Annotated in this window: 15 protein-coding genes; 10 read left to right on the top strand and 5 right to left on the bottom strand. The window is 39.5% G+C overall.

The window, feature by feature from the left end; translation table 11 throughout:
• The first annotated feature begins 215 nt into the window (after nt 1-215).
• The 4 genes from ACU8V8_RS03235 to ACU8V8_RS03220 are packed head-to-tail and all read left to right on the top strand — an operon-like array spanning nt 216 to nt 6450.
• Entirely contained in the window at nt 216-2228 is a 2013-nt protein-coding gene (locus ACU8V8_RS03235; RefSeq protein WP_446888829.1) for a TolC family outer membrane protein, read from the top strand.
• A 46-nt stretch (nt 2229-2274) separates the two neighbouring features.
• Complete coding sequence (locus tag ACU8V8_RS03230; protein WP_446888828.1) at nt 2275-4413, top strand: type I secretion system permease/ATPase; 2139 nt, start codon at nt 2275-2277, stop codon at nt 4411-4413.
• A complete protein-coding gene (locus ACU8V8_RS03225) occupies nt 4410-5831 on the top strand; it encodes an HlyD family type I secretion periplasmic adaptor subunit (RefSeq protein WP_446888827.1) in 1422 nt (473 codons plus the stop codon). Before ACU8V8_RS03230 ends, ACU8V8_RS03225 begins: the two co-directional genes overlap by 4 nt.
• Nucleotides 5832-5862: 31 nt before the next feature.
• Nucleotides 5863-6450, top strand: a complete 588-nt coding sequence (locus ACU8V8_RS03220; protein WP_446888826.1) for a LuxR C-terminal-related transcriptional regulator — start codon at nt 5863-5865, stop codon at nt 6448-6450.
• A 20-nt stretch (nt 6451-6470) separates the two neighbouring features.
• Here the strand turns inward: ACU8V8_RS03220 and ACU8V8_RS03215 are convergent, their stop codons facing one another.
• From ACU8V8_RS03215 to ACU8V8_RS03205, 3 genes are all read right to left on the bottom strand, one after another.
• On the bottom strand, nt 6471-8459 hold the full coding sequence (locus ACU8V8_RS03215; protein ID WP_446888825.1) for a bifunctional diguanylate cyclase/phosphodiesterase: 1989 nt from the start codon (nt 8457-8459) through the stop codon (nt 6471-6473).
• A complete protein-coding gene (locus ACU8V8_RS03210; protein WP_446888824.1) occupies nt 8459-9172 on the bottom strand; it encodes a transglutaminase-like cysteine peptidase in 714 nt (237 codons plus the stop codon). Before ACU8V8_RS03210 ends, ACU8V8_RS03215 begins: the two co-directional genes overlap by 1 nt.
• A gap of 116 nt (nt 9173-9288) precedes the next feature.
• Nucleotides 9289-9741 (bottom strand): LPP20 family lipoprotein, encoded by a 453-nt coding sequence (locus ACU8V8_RS03205; RefSeq protein ID WP_446888823.1) that lies wholly within the window; start codon nt 9739-9741, stop codon nt 9289-9291.
• A 159-nt stretch (nt 9742-9900) separates the two neighbouring features.
• Here ACU8V8_RS03205 and ACU8V8_RS03200 point away from each other — a divergent pair, with 159 nt between their 5' ends.
• Complete coding sequence (locus tag ACU8V8_RS03200) at nt 9901-11091, top strand: flagellar assembly protein T N-terminal domain-containing protein (protein WP_446889572.1); 1191 nt, start codon at nt 9901-9903, stop codon at nt 11089-11091.
• On the opposite strand, the gene ACU8V8_RS03195 is transcribed toward ACU8V8_RS03200, so the two are convergent.
• The gene (locus ACU8V8_RS03195) at nt 11075-11977 is read right to left on the bottom strand and encodes a LysR substrate-binding domain-containing protein (protein ID WP_446888822.1); all 903 of its coding nucleotides are present in this window, start codon (nt 11975-11977) and stop codon (nt 11075-11077) included. The genes ACU8V8_RS03200 and ACU8V8_RS03195 overlap by 17 nt on opposite strands.
• Before the next feature lie 113 nt (nt 11978-12090).
• Here ACU8V8_RS03195 and ACU8V8_RS03190 point away from each other — a divergent pair, with 113 nt between their 5' ends.
• On the top strand, nt 12091-12819 hold the full coding sequence (locus ACU8V8_RS03190) for a glutathione peroxidase (RefSeq protein ID WP_446888821.1): 729 nt from the start codon (nt 12091-12093) through the stop codon (nt 12817-12819).
• A 126-nt stretch (nt 12820-12945) separates the two neighbouring features.
• On the top strand, nt 12946-14394 hold the full coding sequence (locus ACU8V8_RS03185; protein WP_446888820.1) for a dihydrolipoyl dehydrogenase: 1449 nt from the start codon (nt 12946-12948) through the stop codon (nt 14392-14394).
• Nucleotides 14395-14483: 89 nt separating this feature from the next.
• Here ACU8V8_RS03185 and ACU8V8_RS03180 read toward each other — a convergent pair whose 3' ends face one another.
• Entirely contained in the window at nt 14484-14828 is a 345-nt protein-coding gene (locus tag ACU8V8_RS03180) for a cupin domain-containing protein (RefSeq protein WP_446888819.1), read from the bottom strand.
• A gap of 594 nt (nt 14829-15422) precedes the next feature.
• On the opposite strand from ACU8V8_RS03180, the gene ACU8V8_RS03175 reads away from it, so the two are divergent.
• From ACU8V8_RS03175 to tnpB, 3 genes are all read left to right on the top strand, one after another.
• A complete protein-coding gene (locus ACU8V8_RS03175; RefSeq protein ID WP_446888818.1) occupies nt 15423-16778 on the top strand; it encodes an AAA family ATPase in 1356 nt (451 codons plus the stop codon).
• 68 nt (nt 16779-16846) lie between these two features.
• Complete coding sequence (gene tnpA / locus ACU8V8_RS03170) at nt 16847-17143, top strand: IS66 family insertion sequence element accessory protein TnpA (RefSeq protein WP_446887527.1); 297 nt, start codon at nt 16847-16849, stop codon at nt 17141-17143.
• Nucleotides 17143-17490 carry an IS66 family insertion sequence element accessory protein TnpB gene (tnpB, locus tag ACU8V8_RS03165; RefSeq protein WP_087534705.1) on the top strand — a complete coding sequence of 116 codons (348 nt, stop codon included), beginning with the start codon at nt 17143-17145 and terminating at the stop codon, nt 17488-17490. Before tnpA ends, tnpB begins: the two co-directional genes overlap by 1 nt.
• Nucleotides 17491-17556 lie beyond the last annotated feature (66 nt).

Raw genomic sequence — 17556 nt, 5'->3', positions numbered from 1 at the left:
TCAAAAAAAATTTGCTATATAGATAAAATTTAGACAAACCGTACTAAAGAGCTACTGGACTAAAGTACAGGACTACAAAAAAAGAATTAAAAAAATACGACCAAAAGAGGTGGTATAAATTAATTTTTATGCTACTTCATAATTAGATTTGCAGAAACTAATTTCTTTAGCTAAAACTTAATCAACGGTGCTTCTAACTGATCTAAGAGGATGCAATGATTAGAAAAAATAGCATTAAGCAAAGTAAAACCATCTTGGCTATTGGCCTAACTTTAGCCATAAATGGAGTTATACCTAAAGTGCATGCGGAGCAAACTTCCTTAATGCCTTTAACCTATGTTGCTGACAAAGCAATTTCTAATAACCCTGAAGTACAACAAGCATGGCATGCATTTAAGGCATCAGTGTATGGTGTAGATGCTGCGCATTCGGGCTATTTGCCCACTGTAGATGCCACTGTTAGCGCTGGTTATGAAAAACGCAATTACGGCGTCGAAGACGAATACAATCGTAACACCGCAGAGCTAACTTTAGGGCAAATGTTATACGATGGCTTTAGAACATCAAATACAGTAGAACGCTTTGAGCGCATTCAACTAATTCGTTATTTTGAAATGATGTCGCAAGCAGAACAAATCGCGTTAGAGGCCAGCGCAGCTTACATCGATGTACAAAAATTTACTCGCCTAGTTGAACTAGCTCAACAAAACCTAAAAGAGCATGAGTCTGTGTATCAACAAATCGAACAAAGTGTTGGTGCAGGCGTAGCCCGTGCTGCTGATTTAGAGCAGATAAGTGGACGTCTTTCATTAGCCCAATCAAACGTAATGACCGAATATGCAAACCTACATGATGTGAGCGCCCGCTATTTAAGAGTTGTTGGTGAACTACCTCAACAAGGCACAGTTGAGGCAAAGCTGAGCGAAGACAGTATACCGATTTCAATAAACCAGGCTCTTGATATTGCGTATAAAAACAGTCACGATTTTTATGCATCGTTATATAATATTGCCGCACAAGAAGCCAATGCCCAAGCACAAAAATCGGCATTTCACCCAAATGTTGATTTATCAGCTCGTTATGGCACACAAGACCGTGACGAACTTGGGTTTAATGAAACCCGTACAGAGGCACGTGTCGGTATAGATGTTAGCTATAACTTGTACAAAGGGGGCCTTGATAGAGCAAATTTAGAGCAAGCATATCAAGAGGTCAATGTTGCAAAATACCAGCGCGATCAATCGTGCATCGAGATAAGACAAAGCCTACAAATAGCTTACAATAATGTGAAGGTACTTGAAAGCAAGCTCCCAGCATTAGAGCAACACAAGCGTTCATCTAATAAAGTGAAATTTGCCTACAAAGATCAGTTTGATATTGGCCAACGTACACTGCTTGACGTCCTTGATGCAGAGAACGAATCTTTTCAATCTACCCGCTCATATATCTCGGCACTTTATGAGCGCCAAGAAGCGATTCTAACTATGCTAGCACAAATGGGTAAACTTTTACCTACACTTAATGTTACATCAGATAAATTTCCTAAAATAAGTGATTTAACTGACGATCCGCTTGCGCACAACCCTGAAACAATTTGTCCTAAATATGACGTTGGAGCAACTATAAACCGCCAAGCTTTTTTACAAAAAAAGAAAATGCAAGATAACGCCTATATGTCAGTGACCGCCATGCCAAGGTACTTAGAGGCACCAGCATTAAATACGACATTAAACAGTATGAGCGACTTTCAAGATGATGATGGTGATGGTGTTGCTAACGAAAATGACGGTTGTCCAGCAACCCCTGCTTTTACTGACGTTGACGAAACAGGCTGCACAAAATACAAAGCTGATTCTGCTAATGTAGAAATTGGTATCCCATTTTCTGCCGACTCCAGTGAGGTACGCCCGCAATACATGCAAGAAATACAAAGGCTGGCTGACTTTTTAACTCAACATCCAAGCAAAACAGTTGAAATTCAAGGCCATGCTTCATTAGAGGGACCCGCACTATACAACCGTAAACTATCAGAAAGACGAGCCTTTTCGGTCGCACAAATACTCACTCAGCAATACGGTATTAGCCCAAGTAGAGTTAAATCTTTGGGGTATGGGACTGATCTACCAAAAATACAGGAAATATCTGTACGTGCAAATGCTGCTAACCGGCGTATAGAAGCCATCATAACAGATACTAGCGGCAGTTTAGCTGCAAGCAATGGATTCTAATTAAATTAATTAGTTCTGCAAACTGAATTACAACGTTGGTCATTACATGGAAATAGATGATGTAACAAGCCATGGTGGCGTGTTGGTAGATTGCCTTGCCATTTTATGCCATTGCCATGGTCGCGAGTTTTCGCGCGAAACTTTATTAAGCGGCTTACCGCTTGAGCAAGGCAACCTCACTCCGTCAGGCTTTTCGAGGGCTGCAAAGCGAATCGGATTTAAAACAAAGGTGGTTAATAAACCACTTGTTAAAATAAACGCTGCTTTATTACCAGCTATATTATTGCTTAACAATAATCAAGCTTGCGTTGTGACCTCTGTAGACACAGATACAGCAATGGTAGAGGTAATTTACCCTGAATTAAGTGACTCAGTAGTGCATTTAACCATTGAAGAGTTAAGTCGCAACACCACCGATATTATTATCTATGCACAACCAGAGTTTGCCTTCGACGCTCGTTCGCCAGTCTTACAAAAACTATCTAAAGATGGTTGGTTTTGGGGTGTCATAAAAGAGTGTCGTTCACTTTATAAAGACGTGATTATATCAGCTGTTGCCCTCGGGTTGTTGTCTGTTGCTATGCCATTATTTGTAATGAACGTATACGATCGGGTTGTGCCAAATCAAGCAGTTGAAACATTATGGGTATTAGCAATTGGTGTTTTAATCGCCCTCACAGCTGACTTTGCTCTGCGTCTAGTACGAAGCTATTTTGTCGAGCTTGCTGCCAGCAGGATTGATGTCAAAGTATCGGCGGTGATCATGGAACGTGTACTCGGCATGAAGTTAAAAAACAGGCCGAACTCAGCGGGCTCATTTGCAAGTAACATTCAATCGTTTGAAGCTGTAAGAAGCTTTTTTAGCTCAGTTACGCTAATCGCCTTGGTGGACCTTCCATTTGTACTTTTATACATCACCGTCATTGCGATAATCGGCGTACCTCTGAGTATTCCTATTATCGTTGGTGCTTTGCTACTACTTTTTTACGCGTTAGCAGCACACAGAAAATTAGAAGCACTTTCAGAGCAAACCATGAAAGCAAGCTCAATGCGAAATGCAACCTTGGTTGAAAGCCTCACCAATATTGAAGACGTGAAAAGCTTTCATAGCGAATGTAAAACCCAAGCTGTTTGGGAGAAATCGACCATTTTTATTGCCCGTGTAAATGCACATAGCAGACTCATATCAGGCTCAATTTCAACAACCGCAGTATGGGCCCAGCAATCAGTGGGAGTGATCATTATGATCATCGGTGTTCATTTAGTAATTAACGGTGATCTCACCCAAGGCGGCTTAATTGCAGCCTACCTACTATCTTCAAGAGCTATGGGACCCATAGGACAATCTGCCGCCGTTTTAGCTCAGTTTCATCATGCGGCAATCGCAATGCACTCACTCAATGAAATTATGGAGCATGAAGTAGAACGTCCACCAGGAAAGCATTGGTTGAGCCACCCTGTTTTAAGAGGCGATATTCAATTTAAAGATGTACGCTTTAAATATTCTGATGAAAGTAATGATGCACTATCTGGAATAAACCTTCGTATAAAAGCAGGTGAAAAAGTAGCTATTTTAGGACGTAACGGCTCGGGTAAAAGTACCTTAGAAAAGCTCATTTTAGGATTATACGAACCAACCGCCGGATCGATAGCTGTGGATAATACCGACATCCACCAAATAGACCCTGCTGAACTGCGCCACAATATTGGCTACGTACCGCAAACCGTTTCTTTGTTTTATGGCACCTTAAAAGACAATATAACTTTAAGTGCTTGGCATGCTAGAGACGAGCAAATTATCTCTGCATGTGAACAAAGCCAGCTATTTGATTTAATTAACTCCCACCCTGACGGCTTTGATTTACAGGTCGGTGAACAAGGCCGGTTATTATCTGGTGGCCAACGCCAAGCCGTAGGTATCGCAAGAGCGCTTATAAATGATCCACCAATACTTATTTTAGATGAACCAACCTCTGCGTTGGATCATGCCAGCGAAGCAAGAATTATCGCAAACCTGAAACAACACAGTGCGGAAAAAACCCTTATTGTTGTTACACATAGAACCTCCCTACTGGAGCTTGTTGATCGGGTGATTGTATTAGACAACGGTAAAATAGTTGCAGATGGCCCTAAAGACAAAGTTATCGCATCATTAAATAATAGACCTGTGGAGCGTGCTTCATGAGTGACAAAAAACCACCTCTAGAACAACGTTCATTTGAATCGATGGGACGTGCTATTGAAGCAGTAAAGGGTAGCAAACCCTCCGTGTTTAATGGTTTATTTAAAAACTGGTTATCACCACCTAACAGCCAAGATTGGGTGGTCGATGCGCAATGGGAAAAAATGCAACAACAACCCGCGCGAGCACGGTTACTGTTATACTTAATTTGTTTAAGTATATTGCTATTGATTGTTTGGTCTGCATTTGCAAGTTTAGATGAAGTAGCTCGTGGTGAGGGCCGAGTTATCCCTTCGAATAAGTTACAGCTGATTCAATCTTATGATGGCGGTATGGTTGAACAAATTAATGTACGCGAAGGGCAAATAGTAAACGTTGGCGATGTATTAATTAAAATAGACCCAACCCGATATATATCAAGTTTTCGTGAAAACCAGTCTAAAGTACAATCTCTTAGTGCCAAAGTAGCAAGATTAAAAGCGCTAACCCAAAAGCAGCCTTTGACTTTCGACGAACAATTAAAAGCGGACTCTCCCAACGCTGTGCTCCATGAGGAAGCGCTATATCTCAGTAACAAAGAAGAACTAGACCAACAAGTCACTATTCATAAGCGCCAGTTAGAACAACGTCGCCAAGATCATATTGAAGCGCAAGCCGCACTTAAGCAACATACTGATGCCCTAAGGTTAATCTATCGTGAGTTACAAGTGACCCGCCCACTATTAAAATCTGGTGCTGTATCTGATATAGACATCATTCGTTTAGAGCGACAAGCCGTTGAGCTAAAAGGTGAAATAAGTAGAACGAAAGCAGTAATAAATCGCAGTTTGTCTGCAATTAATGAAGCTAAAAATAAAGTAACTGAGGTTGAGCTGGTCATGATAAATCGTTGGAATAACGAATTATCAGAAGCACTACTGCGCCTTGAGTCGATAAAAGAGACTGAGTCAGGGCTCGCCGATAAAGTAACTCAGACTGAAATAAAATCCCCAGTAAATGGCACTGTACAACGCTTAATGGTCAACACTGTTGGCGGGATTTTACAGCCTGGCAGTGAAGTACTAGAAATAGTCCCCCTTGACGACCAATTAATTGTAGAAGCTAAAATCCCCCCTAAAGACATCGCATTTTTGCGCCCTGGCCAAGCAGCAATGATAAAATTTAGTGCATATGATTTTGCCATTTACGGTGGTCTCAATGCCCAAGTTATGCAGATCAGCGCTGATACAATCACAGATGAACGTGACAACACCTTTTACTTGGTGCAATTAAAAACCAATAAAAACCAATTTGCCGACGACCTAACCATTATTCCTGGTATGACTACTCAGGTTGACATCATTACGGGCAAAAAAACCGTTTTAGAATACTTACTCAAACCTGTTTTACGGGCTACTTCATTAGCTATGACTGAACGCTAAGTCAGCCTGACATTCTAAATCTGGAGTAAAAATGCGATTACACTTATTTATTAGCGAGAAGGAACTGACTTCTCCTCATTGGAAAAATGCTTACCCTGATTGTGCTATAAAACATATAGCGCCAAAGTATATCACTGCTGATAGTGTGATCTGGATATTAGCTGGTATACCTCAATGGTTAGAGTTAGTTAAAAAATACAGCCAAAACCGTATTCCGGTAATCGTCATGGCCAGAGAGTTAGATATTAATGAGCTCGGGGCCGCTTTGCAGATGGGTGCTAGGGGCTATGTTGAAGCCTTTGCCAGTCAAATAATCATTGAGCAAGTTGCCGATACCATTCTCAGTGGTGGTATATGGCTACCTGGTCAGTTACTGTCTAATTTAGTTGGCGCACTATCAAATCAGCCTGTTCATTATAAACATGATTGCGACCTAGACAGCCTAACAAAAAGAGAGCGTCAGGTTGTAGACATTGTGGTAACTGGTGCCACTAATAAACAAGTGGCCAATCAACTAAATATAACTGAACGCACAGTCAAAGAGCATATGAGTTCTGTGTTTAATAAGCTAAAGGTACGCGACAGAATGCACCTTATGCTTGCGGTTAAAGGGAGTTGACAGGCAACCTGTGATTAGGTTTACTTTTTACGTTCCATACCCGCCGCATCAACAGGTTGCGAAACCACACCGTCAAAACCAAGAGACTGAAGCATAGCTAAATCATCAGGGTTACTCACACCTTCTGCAATCACTTTAATACCAAGCGAATGAGCCATCGCACACATCCCTCTTAAGAAGGTTTGGTTATCTTGGCTATAACTAATATTGTGACCATAGATACTATCTATTTTTATCATCTCAAGGCCGAGTTCTTGTAATTTATCAAGTTTAGTGAACGCAGAACCAACTCGTTTTAGTGAGACTTTAGCCCCCATACTGTTCACCTGCCCGCAAAAGTCTCTAAATACAGCCAGTTCAGCAACCGCAATACTCTCTTTTACATCAAAACAAATATGTTTAGCTAAATTAGGAAATGCTAACAAGTAAGTCAGAATAGCGGCGAGCGCGCTATCATCTAATAACGTTTCTTCGGATATTTCCACTGATATAAGCTTTAAATCTTCACGCTCATCAAACACCCTCACTAAATATTTAATGATCCCCCAATCTAATCGCGCCAGTAATTTTAATCGCTTAGCCCACTGGTAATAAAAGCCCGAGCGATAAAGTTCACCGTTTAACAATAAGTTCAAGGTTAGTTGGTTGTGTAATAACTTACCGCTAAAACTGGTAACAGGATAAAGCATAACATCGAGATCATCGTTATCTAATGCTTTTTCAATAGCTTGACGCCAACTATCAGCACTATCAAATAGCTCATTTTGGTTTTTATTATCGGTAAATTTAGCTTGCGTTGATTTTTCACTTGATGCGATTTTGAGTAAGTCATCAACGCGTTTTAATAAAGTGAATCGAGTATCTTTACTCTCAATAAATGTGCAACTGTGAGGTAGGGCTAAATCAACACTCTGATATTCAGATACTAATGTTTTGTGCAGCCGTAAAACCCGATCACTAAGCAACTGTAAATCTTCAACATCGGTAAATAACACAGTAAAATCTGTATGGGACATGCGGGCAATATGGTTTTCAGAGAAACGATCTTCATTTTCTTCTAAAAACAAGATCAAGGTCTTAGTAAAACGCCTTACAAAATTAACCATTTCAACACGGCCAAGCTGCTCACTTATCTGATCTAGATTCATTACTCGAAATAAAAATAAAGCGCCATGAGCATGATCTTCAGACTGTTTTAATTGAGCTTCTAAAGTGGCAGAAAAATACTCCCGATTGGCCAAGCCAGTTAATTCATCATGTTGGCTTTTAAATCTAAACTCTTCAAGACGCTTATTATCTTCTTTTATAATTTTACTAAAACGAGCAGATAGCAGGTTCATTGAGCTAACAAGACGAGCAAACTCATAAGTATTTGGCACTTTTGATTTTATAAAACGCTTATTACCCAGTTCATTTGCTTGATACACCACATCATCAAGTGGCCGTAATATTTTTGACAGGAAATAGCTACTTGCAATACATGCGACAATCGCGACAATTAAAAAACTAAAGAACAACCTTACCGCACTTTGCCATAGTGCCTGTTCAGTATATTGACTATGACTTTCTAAATACACAGTACCAAACTGGCTCCAACCATCATTAATCTGAGACACCCCCGGCGCTACATTTAAGTGATAAAGATGATGAAACCAATCTGGTGTTGAAGTATCAAAATCACCAGAAAACTCGCGTTTTACAATCACCTCACCGGCAGGGTTTTGTAATTCAATGCGCTGGTAATGACCCGTATCAAAAGTTGCCGAAATAAGTAATTCTAAGCTCACAGGATCTTTATCTAACTGACTCATCATTAAGGCTAAACTATTCGCGTTATCCACGTTTTTTAAATACAGTTGAGACGAAAAATAGTCCTTTGCCGAGTAAGTACTTATTAATAAGCTGCTAACAAACCCTACCAATATCACCATAAGAATGGCAAACCAGAGCTCTTGACGAAGCGTGATACTACTTTTTTTATTACGCTTAAATAAGGAAAATAATGCCATTACCACATAACTCCTTCTCTTTGTGTTTGCTCTAATATCCGACGCCAGCGCGACAATCTCGCCGTAGGATTTGCAACACTTTTAGTTGAATTGTTCGCCCACAATCCTTGGCTATTAAAGCTAAATACAGGACTTAAATCTGTGCGTTTTGCCGCAGGTAATACTTTGGTAATTAAACTATCTAATATCATCGGCTGAGCATTAGGCGTCACAAAGTAACCTAATACCATGTGAGCCTGCGTCCTGTTTGAACGTGGGCCACCTATTTGTGCTTTTACATAAATAAGCCGCAATTTATGATCCTCAACGCCCAAAGCTCTAAGACTAATATATTTGGCGATTGCATAATCTTCACAATCACCAAAACCTTTACCTAGCGTTTCAAGTGGAGTCGCCCAGTAATCTTTTTGTTGCCAGAGTTGAATGTCGGTGCGGTAACGCAGGTTGCGAGCAAAAAAATCGTTCACAATTAAAATTTTTTGTTGTTCTGATTTGTTTTGAGTTTGCACCAGCATGGTTTGCCAGCTCCGTGCTACTGGCAGTCTTGTAGGACCAAACTGTTGATTCATTTGTTGAAAAAAAACATTGAATTGAATAGGTAAGCGAGCAGCAAAAACCACGCTACTAACAAGTACGACTGAGAGTAACCAGTGCCATATATAGTGTTTGTAGCTTGCCGACCAAACACAAGCTCGCTTTATAAGCGCGTACATAGGCTTGGCCATAGAATGAATAAAAAGTAATTGCTACCTTGTCTTGTCACAGCTTTCGATCAAAAAGAATTGTTAAATCAAGCATAGCACTCACAGATAAATATGAGATATTTTGCTTAGTAGTAAGTAACCTTTTTCACTTCTCTTGGTTTTATCTCGCCTATGTATAAGTCGTGTACGCGTTTCATATCAAGCCTAAGCTCCGTTGCGTAACTGTCGCCAACTGGGTAACTCTTTACTACTTGCGCGCCTTTAATTACGCCTTGTACTTGGCTTTGTAATTGATCGTTTTGCGCAACACTGCCTTGCACCGTTGTGCCAGCGGTAATTTTTTGCCCATATACTTGCTCTGCAAGCTCACGGTACGCTTCAAGCTTTGACGCTTTTAACGCCATTAACGAACGCTGTGACTCGTTATCGCCCGGTTGTGCACTGATAGGCGCATAACCTATCGCCTTGAGTACAGGGTAACTATCTGGCTCTATATATTTATATTCAACATGTTTATCAAAAATGCTACTGCAACCAGATAAACTTAAAGTTGCTAAAATAAAAAGGACTATACGCATAGGAGCTCACGTTAAAGTAAATGGTTTAATAGTCGCAATGAATGCATGATCAATGCCATGTTCTTGCTTTACTCTCGTATTTAAAACAATTGGTATAGTCCTTGCGTAATACATGCATATAAAAGGTAATTAACCAATATATTGGCGTGGGATCTTATGATGAAAAAACTATTAACGTGTGTTGTGACAGCTGTGGCTTGGCTTGCTTTGAGCGTAAGTCCCAGTGTAAATGCACAATGGTTTGAATCTACCGGCCATGCCAGCATTAAAAATAACGATATAGCCAAAGCTAAATCTGTCGCTATAAAAGATGCCATAACTCAAGCACTGGTGTTTTCAGGGGCCCGTGTTAGTTCAATGCAAACCCTTGTAGATGGCGTACTTACCCAAGATCAGTTAAAAATAAACAGCCATGGTGAAATACAAAAAATTGAAATGATCAGCGAAGACAGACACGGCGATCAATTTGCAATCACCCTACGTTTAGATATTTTTCCAGAGCAAGAGCAGTGCTCGGCCAGTAGCTTCAACAAGTTTGTTGCAATTACACAAACCCAACTTAAACACCGTGAACAAGCTAGAATGGGTCAAATTTTTGACATCAATAAAGCCACCAGCGAAAACCTGTATAACACGTTAAACGAATCACCAATAAGTACGCGCCCTACCGCTTATTTTAACTACCCTATTCGTGTGAGTGAATTTTTTACCCAGCAGTACGATTACAGCAACGCTCTACTTGAAGAGATTGCCTCTCGCAGTAATTCACAATATGTATTACTGAGTCAAATAGTTGATATATCAAATAGTGATAAACTCAATAATAGCTACGCTTTTTGGCAAGATGAAACCTATAAGCGGGCATACAATGTTGATTTTGTATTATTTGATGGCATCACCTACGAACGACTTTGGCAAAAGAGCTATCGTGGTCAAGGTATTTGGCCATTTGAAAAAACTGATTTAATTGATGTATATAGCGAAAAGTTTTGGGGCTCAGACTACGGGCAAACCATTGTTGATATAAACCAAACCCTCAGCTATGACCTACAAGCAGCCATGGCATGCCTTGAAACCCAAGGTAAGATATTACATATTGAAAACGACAAACTAATCATTAACCTTGGTAAAGCACACGGCCTTGAAAAAGGGCAAATATTAAATATTGCCCATCATAATTACCTAACCGATGCTGCGGGTAATAAAATGCCTAATTTCATTACCACACTTAACCAAGTGCAAGTTGAACAGGTGTATCAACAAAGCGCTGTAACCATGAGTGTTGATAAACAACCTTTACCAAATATTCAGATTAACGACATTGTAGAGCTTGCTAAACAATCGCTTTAGTTAATTGTTTACGTAAACTAGGGTGCTCACCTAGCCAATTTGCCAACAACTCAACACCAGCTAAATGCGGATAATGCTTACGACACGCTAACACTACGCTGCGTTGCTGAGTTGGAAATATAGGCAAATATTTAATTCCCTCGCGCTCAGCAGCCGCAAGCTTAGGCACAAAAGTAACACCATCGTCCATGGCAACCAAGGCTAATAACGTTTCTAAACTATTACCCCGATACTCATTTGATACATCTACACCTGCCGCAAAACAAAAACGCTGAGCCTGATCTTTAAAACAATGCCCATCGCTAAGCATTAATAAGCTACACGTTTTTAACTCATCTAACGCTATCTTGCTGCGCTGAGCGAGTTTATTTTGCGCAGACAAGGCCACTAAAAAATCTTCTTTATATATATTAACTGTATGATAAAGCTTAAGTTCAGACACATCTGCTAGTATTGCAATGTCTAACTCACCATTATCGAGTGCAGCTAAAATAGCGCTGGTTTGCATTTCTACAAAAGCAAACTGACTATCAGCAAAGGCTTCTTTCATTGAAGTGAGTAAGGTTGGTAACAAATACGGCGCAATGGTTGGGATAATACCTATTTTTACTCTACCCTGTAATGGGGCGCTCGACGTTGCCGCTAGCTCTTTTAATATTTGGGTTTGCTCTAACACTAACTTTATTTGTGTCAACAAACGTTCACCTTGCGTCGTTAAAGTAACTTGCTTAGTAGAACGGTCAAATAATGTAACGCCCAATTCTTGCTCTAGCTTTTTAATTTGGCCACTCAAGGTTGGCTGACTAACATAACAGGCGTCTGCCGCTTTGCGGAAATGTTTGTAATGAGCAACCGCTTTTACATATTCAAGATCTTTTAGATTCATAGTAAACTCAAATTAATAGGTTATATCTATCATATTAATACAAACAAACGATTGGAGCTATTGTAATTTTCACGACATAATGGCTATCAACAAATCAAGAGGAACTAAAAAACATGTTAAACAATATTGAAGGTCAAACAATTCCACAAGTTACATTCGCAACTCGCGTAAATGATGAGTGGAAGTCAGTAACATCAGACGACATTTTTAAAGGCAAAACTGTTGTTGTATTTTCACTACCAGGCGCATTCACACCAACGTGTTCATCAACTCACTTACCACGTTATAACGAACTTGCAGCGGTACTTAAACAAAATGGTGTAGATGATATCGTATGTGTATCAGTAAACGATACCTTTGTAATGAATGCTTGGGCTCAAAACCAAGAAGCACAGAACATTACTTTATTACCAGATGGTAACGGCGAATTTACTGACGGCATGGGCATGTTAGTAGACAAAAATGATCTAGGCTTTGGCAAACGCAGCTGGCGCTATTCAATGCTGGTTAAAGACGGCGTGATTGACAAAATGTTCATCGAGCCAGATTTACCAGGCGACCCGTTTGAAGTATCTGACGCTGACACCATGCTTGATTACATCAACCCTAAACAAGTAAAACCAGAAGCCATAAGCATTTTTACTAAACCAGGCTGCCCGTTCTGTACTAAAGCAAAAGCACTACTTGAAGAAAAAGGCTTGGTGTTTGAAGAAATCACCATGGGTGCAGGTGCATCTTTAACAAGCCTTAAAGCCATCTCAGGCCGTGAGACCGTACCACAAGTATTTATTGGCGGAAAACACATTGGTGGCTCTGACGATTTAGAAAAATACTTTGCTTAATTAAGTTATTCTTTAAGTAAACAATTAGGGGCAATAATGCCCCTACTTCCACCTTTTTACATACCCATTTTATTAACTTATTTTAAAAACCAGTTTTTTAATAAAATTGGTATTGAGGACATCACCATGAAAGAACTAAATACAGATGTTGTTGTAATTGGTGCAGGCACTGCCGGCCTAAGCGCATACCGCAACGCAAAACAACACACGCCAAACGTACTAATGATTGAAGCTGGCCCGTACGGCACGACCTGTGCACGTGTTGGGTGTATGCCAAGTAAATTATTGATTGCCGCCGCTGAAGCTGCCCACTCAATCGAAACCGCACCGGCATTTGGTGTCCATAGTTCAAAACCCACAATTAATGGTGTTGAAGTAATGGCACGAGTGCGCAATGAACGTGACCGCTTTGTCGGCTTTGTGGTTGAAGCCGTAGATGAAATTCCAAGTGAAGATAAAATTCGTGGCTACGCAAAGTTTTTAGATGCTAATAGAGTACAAATTGACGACCACACTGTTATTAACGCCAAGCGTTTTGTGATCGCAACAGGCTCTCGCCCTGCTTACCCTGGCGTTTTTAATAACTTTGGCGATAAATTAATAATTAATGACGACGTATTTAACTGGCAAGACTTGCCCGAATCAGTCGCCGTATTTGGCCCCGGCGTTATCGGCCTTGAAATTGGCCAAGCTCTGCATCGGTTAGGTGTTAAGGTAAAACTATTTGGTGTCGGTGGTGCAATCGGCCCTATTACAGACCCTGTTATTAAAGATTACGCAAATACCGTATTTGCTGAAGAGTTTTTTGTAGATACCGACTCAAACGTCTCAGATATGCAAAAAGTAGGCGACAAAGCGCAGCTTACTTATGTTGATAAAAACGGTGATAAACAAACCGAACAATTCGATTTTGTACTCGCCGCCACTGGCCGCATACCCAATACTGATAAGCTGGGCCTTGAGAATACCGGTATTGAACTTGATGAACGTGGCGTACCAATTGCCGATAAACACACTATGCAATGTGGCGATTCAAATATATTTATCGCGGGGGATGCCAGTAATATGATCCCACTATTACATGAAGCAAGCGACCAAGGCACCATTGCAGGGCAAAATGCAGGACGTTTCCCTGATGTACGAAACGGCTTACGTCGTGCTTCTATTGCTGCGGTTTTTAGTGACCCACAAATAGCGATGGTGGGCGAAAGCTACAAACAAATAACAGAACGTTTAGGTGAATGCGGTTGTTTTGAAGTCGGCGAAGTCAGCTTTGAAAACCAAGGCCGCAGCCGTGTAATGCTAAAAAACAAAGGCCATATGCGAGTATACGCAGAGCAAGGTACAGGCTTATTTATTGGCGCTGAGTTTATCGGCCCACAAGCCGAGCATATAGCCCATTTACTGGCCTGGGCAGTACAAAACAAAATGACCGTACCGCAAATGCTTGATATGCCATTTTATCACCCAGTGATTGAAGAAGGCCTGCGTACCGCCCTTCGTGATTTAAATGCCAAACTTAAATTTGGCCCAGATATCATAAACCACTGTATGGAATGTGGCCCAGGCGCTTAGGGTTTAAATCATTAAAATAGAATACGCACACCAAAAAGGAAGCCTCAGCTTCCTTTTTTATTTAACAATACCGTACTTGCCATAGTATGTTAAACAAGCACCTTATCACCATGACTTGGCGGGGTTGAGGTAACAATAAACTCAAGATCAACATCGCCATAATTACATAGCTGATGAACAACTCCCGCGGGCACATGCAACCCCTGCTGAGCGTTTAATACATGAGTCACTGAGTCGACTATTAAAGTAGCCTGCCCACTGAGCACAAAAAAGAATTGCTCTGCTATATTGTGCTTATGTACTTGTTCACACGCCGCACTCGGCACCCGCTCCTGAATAACACTCAACTGCTCACTTTTAACCAAATGCCAGCCATCGCAATTATCGCCCCAGTTATAATGTTCAGCGTTATCTACTGAAATAGGCATTGCCATATCTTAGTCATCCCTTAAAGAATATTGTGCAACACGATAAAACATCGCAGTTGAAAATAGTAGTAAATTTAGCTCATACAACACAACCACAGCTATTGCGCATAGAAATGTAAAACAAAGGATGTGAAGATAAAGAACACAACTAAAATTAAACGAATTAGTTTCGTTTAATCAATGATTGTAGGTCAACTAAAGTTATGATGTCTGAAGTCAAGATTTGATCCCTTAGGTTCATGGAAGGTAGAAAAGGCATAATCTAAAAAGCTAAACCTTGTTAACTAAAGCTCCGTATTATCTAAAAAGAGCTAAAGCTATCACTTTTAAATAAAATTGCAGTTAAATATAATATTTCAAATAGCTAAAGCTCTACACTAAGCTTTAGCTCATATCAAACACCAGTACAAAGCCAAAAATTACCTTTAACTTACCATTTGCCAGAATGGCAAAAAGGCTCTTACTTGGAGTTCTGTAAATAACTGTACCTCACATTATTAACTTCTGACAAATAAGTACCAACTTAGCTACACACGATACCTAATAAGTGTTAATTTTATTTAATAAAATAAAAATAATTACAGTCTATAAGGATGTTATATGTATTTACAGTCTCTACAAATCACTAATTTTAGAAAATTTGGCACTAAGAACAATATAATCGAATTTGTCCAGTCAGATTATAAAAAAACCACTGAAAACAAGCCTGATGAATCTACCTCTAAAAGCTTTGTTGCTTGTGCCACAACCCTAATTATTGGTAAAAATAACGCAGGAAAAACAACGGTAACCAAAGCCTTAAAGCAGGTTATCGATAATGACAATATATTAGGCGCTTCTTTTAATCTGAGTTATCTAAATGGGTTATTCGACCAATACAAGAAAGTACTTTTTGGTCTGAATAAAGACAATTTTCTCGATTTCCGAAAAGACGAATTCAATAAAGTAGAGCTGCCAAACATGAAATTTAGGTTGAAAGTTGGTTTAGATACAGATCCTAAATCTACATCGACTCAAAACTTAAGCAACCTTATTTCGATCGAAGACAATACGATCAATAAGCTTATAACTCTAGAGGTTAAGTTTATTATCGCTGAGTCTGAGCAGTATAAGGAAAGGGTATACAAGACCTTTTGTAGCGCAGCAAAAAGAGAACATGAAGTTAAATTTAGTGAGTTTCTAAGAATAATAGATAATACTAATTTTTCTAGGCAGATCTACGATATCAAAGGAAGATTAATAAAAAACTCTCTATTTAACATAAACAATCTATTCGAACTTACAACTATAAAAGCTAATTTGGATGATGGTGAGACATCACTATCATCTGTTTTCAATAAAATAGTTCAGTATAGATTAAAGGATGAAGAAGGTGATAGTCGTGTTCGACTAGAAAATGAAATATTAAATATTAACGATTTCATGGATAGACATATAGGGGAATCTCACAATGATATTGTTAATAATGTCGTTAGCCAGATAACAGACCAACAAAATATGCTAGTTCATTTAAGATCCAGTTTAGATTTTAAATCTTTATTTAATAAGCTTATTAGATATGAGTTTGAAGAAAACAATAACTATATACCCGAAAATCAATTCGGGCTTGGTTATTCAAACCTTATGAAAATACTTGGCCAAATAATTGATTATGTAGAACAGTATGAAGAAAGCGAAGCTCACGATAAAGTAAATATTATATGTATAGAAGAACCAGAAAATTTTATGCATCCTCAAATGCAGGAATTATTCATAAAAAACATTGACGATGCTCTTAATTTATTATTAGGAAATCACAACAGTAAAAATATTAATAGCCAATTAATAATAACAACTCACTCATCACATATCGTAAACAGCAAAATCCATAGCAGTAACACATTCAACAATATAAACTATATAACTACAGATGAAGATAATTTCAGTAATGTAGTTACATTAAATGTAAGCGTCTAGCAAAATGCACCTGCAAGTAACTCACCAAAACAATTAAGCTATTTCTGAATTTCAATGAGGAGATAGTCATGAGAAAAACACGCTACCTTGAACAATGGCGCAGTATTATTGAAGAACAACAAGCCAGCGATTTAACTATCACTGACTATTGCCTGCAACATGCTTTATCAAAAACAAGCTTTTATGCCGCACGAAGTAAGCTTAATGGATCATCAGGCAGCTTTGTTCGTGCTAAAGTAGCTAAACACGTTGACGTCACCGAACAGCAACTGTCGATTACCCTCGAAGTCGGAAAAGTAAACGTCAGTTTGCCTCCCACAACGCCTGCATCTTATCTAAGCCAATTACTACGCGAGCTTAACTGATGAAAATGTTTGTTGAACCTAAGTGTATTTACTTACACCGCGATGCTGTGGATTTTCGAAAATCCATTGATGGTCTGGTCGCAATCGTTGAGGGTGAGCTTGAACGTGACGCCTATACTGGCGCTTTATTTTTATTTTGCAACAAAGCGAAGGATAAACTCAAGCTGGTTTACTGGGATAAAACGGGGTTTGCTTTGTGGTACAAGCGGTTAGAAAAGCAAAAGTTTAAATGGCCAAACAAAGCCAGTCTGCAAGAATTTGAGCTCAGTCCAGAGCAACTGGATTGGTTGTTGTCGGGATATGATGTGCTTGGTCATGAAGAATTGCAGTATCAATCGATGATCTAATCGATCATATTGACAGTAAATGATCGTTGCCACACCGTCTGCTTTATCTTTGCGTCAAGCAAGAAA

It is taken from the genome of Pseudoalteromonas sp. SaAl2 (assembly GCF_052947895.1).
Note: the sequence above shows the minus strand (reverse complement) of the source record. Positions and strands in the feature narration are given on the sequence as shown.

Coding starts and splice junctions, on each gene's coding strand:
- ACU8V8_RS03180 (WP_446888819.1), bottom strand. CDS start 14,828: ATGGCAATGCCTATTTCAGTAGATAACGCTGAACATTATAACTGGGGC.
- ACU8V8_RS03230 (WP_446888828.1), top strand. CDS start 2,275: ATGGAAATAGATGATGTAACAAGCCATGGTGGCGTGTTGGTAGATTGC.
- tnpA (WP_446887527.1), top strand. CDS start 16,847: ATGAGAAAAACACGCTACCTTGAACAATGGCGCAGTATTATTGAAGAA.
- ACU8V8_RS03195 (WP_446888822.1), bottom strand. CDS start 11,977: ATGAATCTAAAAGATCTTGAATATGTAAAAGCGGTTGCTCATTACAAA.
- ACU8V8_RS03210 (WP_446888824.1), bottom strand. CDS start 9,172: ATGTACGCGCTTATAAAGCGAGCTTGTGTTTGGTCGGCAAGCTACAAA.
- ACU8V8_RS03235 (WP_446888829.1), top strand. CDS start 216: ATGATTAGAAAAAATAGCATTAAGCAAAGTAAAACCATCTTGGCTATT.
- ACU8V8_RS03225 (WP_446888827.1), top strand. CDS start 4,410: ATGAGTGACAAAAAACCACCTCTAGAACAACGTTCATTTGAATCGATG.
- ACU8V8_RS03215 (WP_446888825.1), bottom strand. CDS start 8,459: ATGGCATTATTTTCCTTATTTAAGCGTAATAAAAAAAGTAGTATCACG.
- ACU8V8_RS03205 (WP_446888823.1), bottom strand. CDS start 9,741: ATGCGTATAGTCCTTTTTATTTTAGCAACTTTAAGTTTATCTGGTTGC.
- ACU8V8_RS03175 (WP_446888818.1), top strand. CDS start 15,423: ATGTATTTACAGTCTCTACAAATCACTAATTTTAGAAAATTTGGCACT.
- ACU8V8_RS03185 (WP_446888820.1), top strand. CDS start 12,946: ATGAAAGAACTAAATACAGATGTTGTTGTAATTGGTGCAGGCACTGCC.
- tnpB (WP_087534705.1), top strand. CDS start 17,143: ATGAAAATGTTTGTTGAACCTAAGTGTATTTACTTACACCGCGATGCT.
- ACU8V8_RS03220 (WP_446888826.1), top strand. CDS start 5,863: ATGCGATTACACTTATTTATTAGCGAGAAGGAACTGACTTCTCCTCAT.
- ACU8V8_RS03200 (WP_446889572.1), top strand. CDS start 9,901: ATGAAAAAACTATTAACGTGTGTTGTGACAGCTGTGGCTTGGCTTGCT.
- ACU8V8_RS03190 (WP_446888821.1), top strand. CDS start 12,091: ATGTTAAACAATATTGAAGGTCAAACAATTCCACAAGTTACATTCGCA.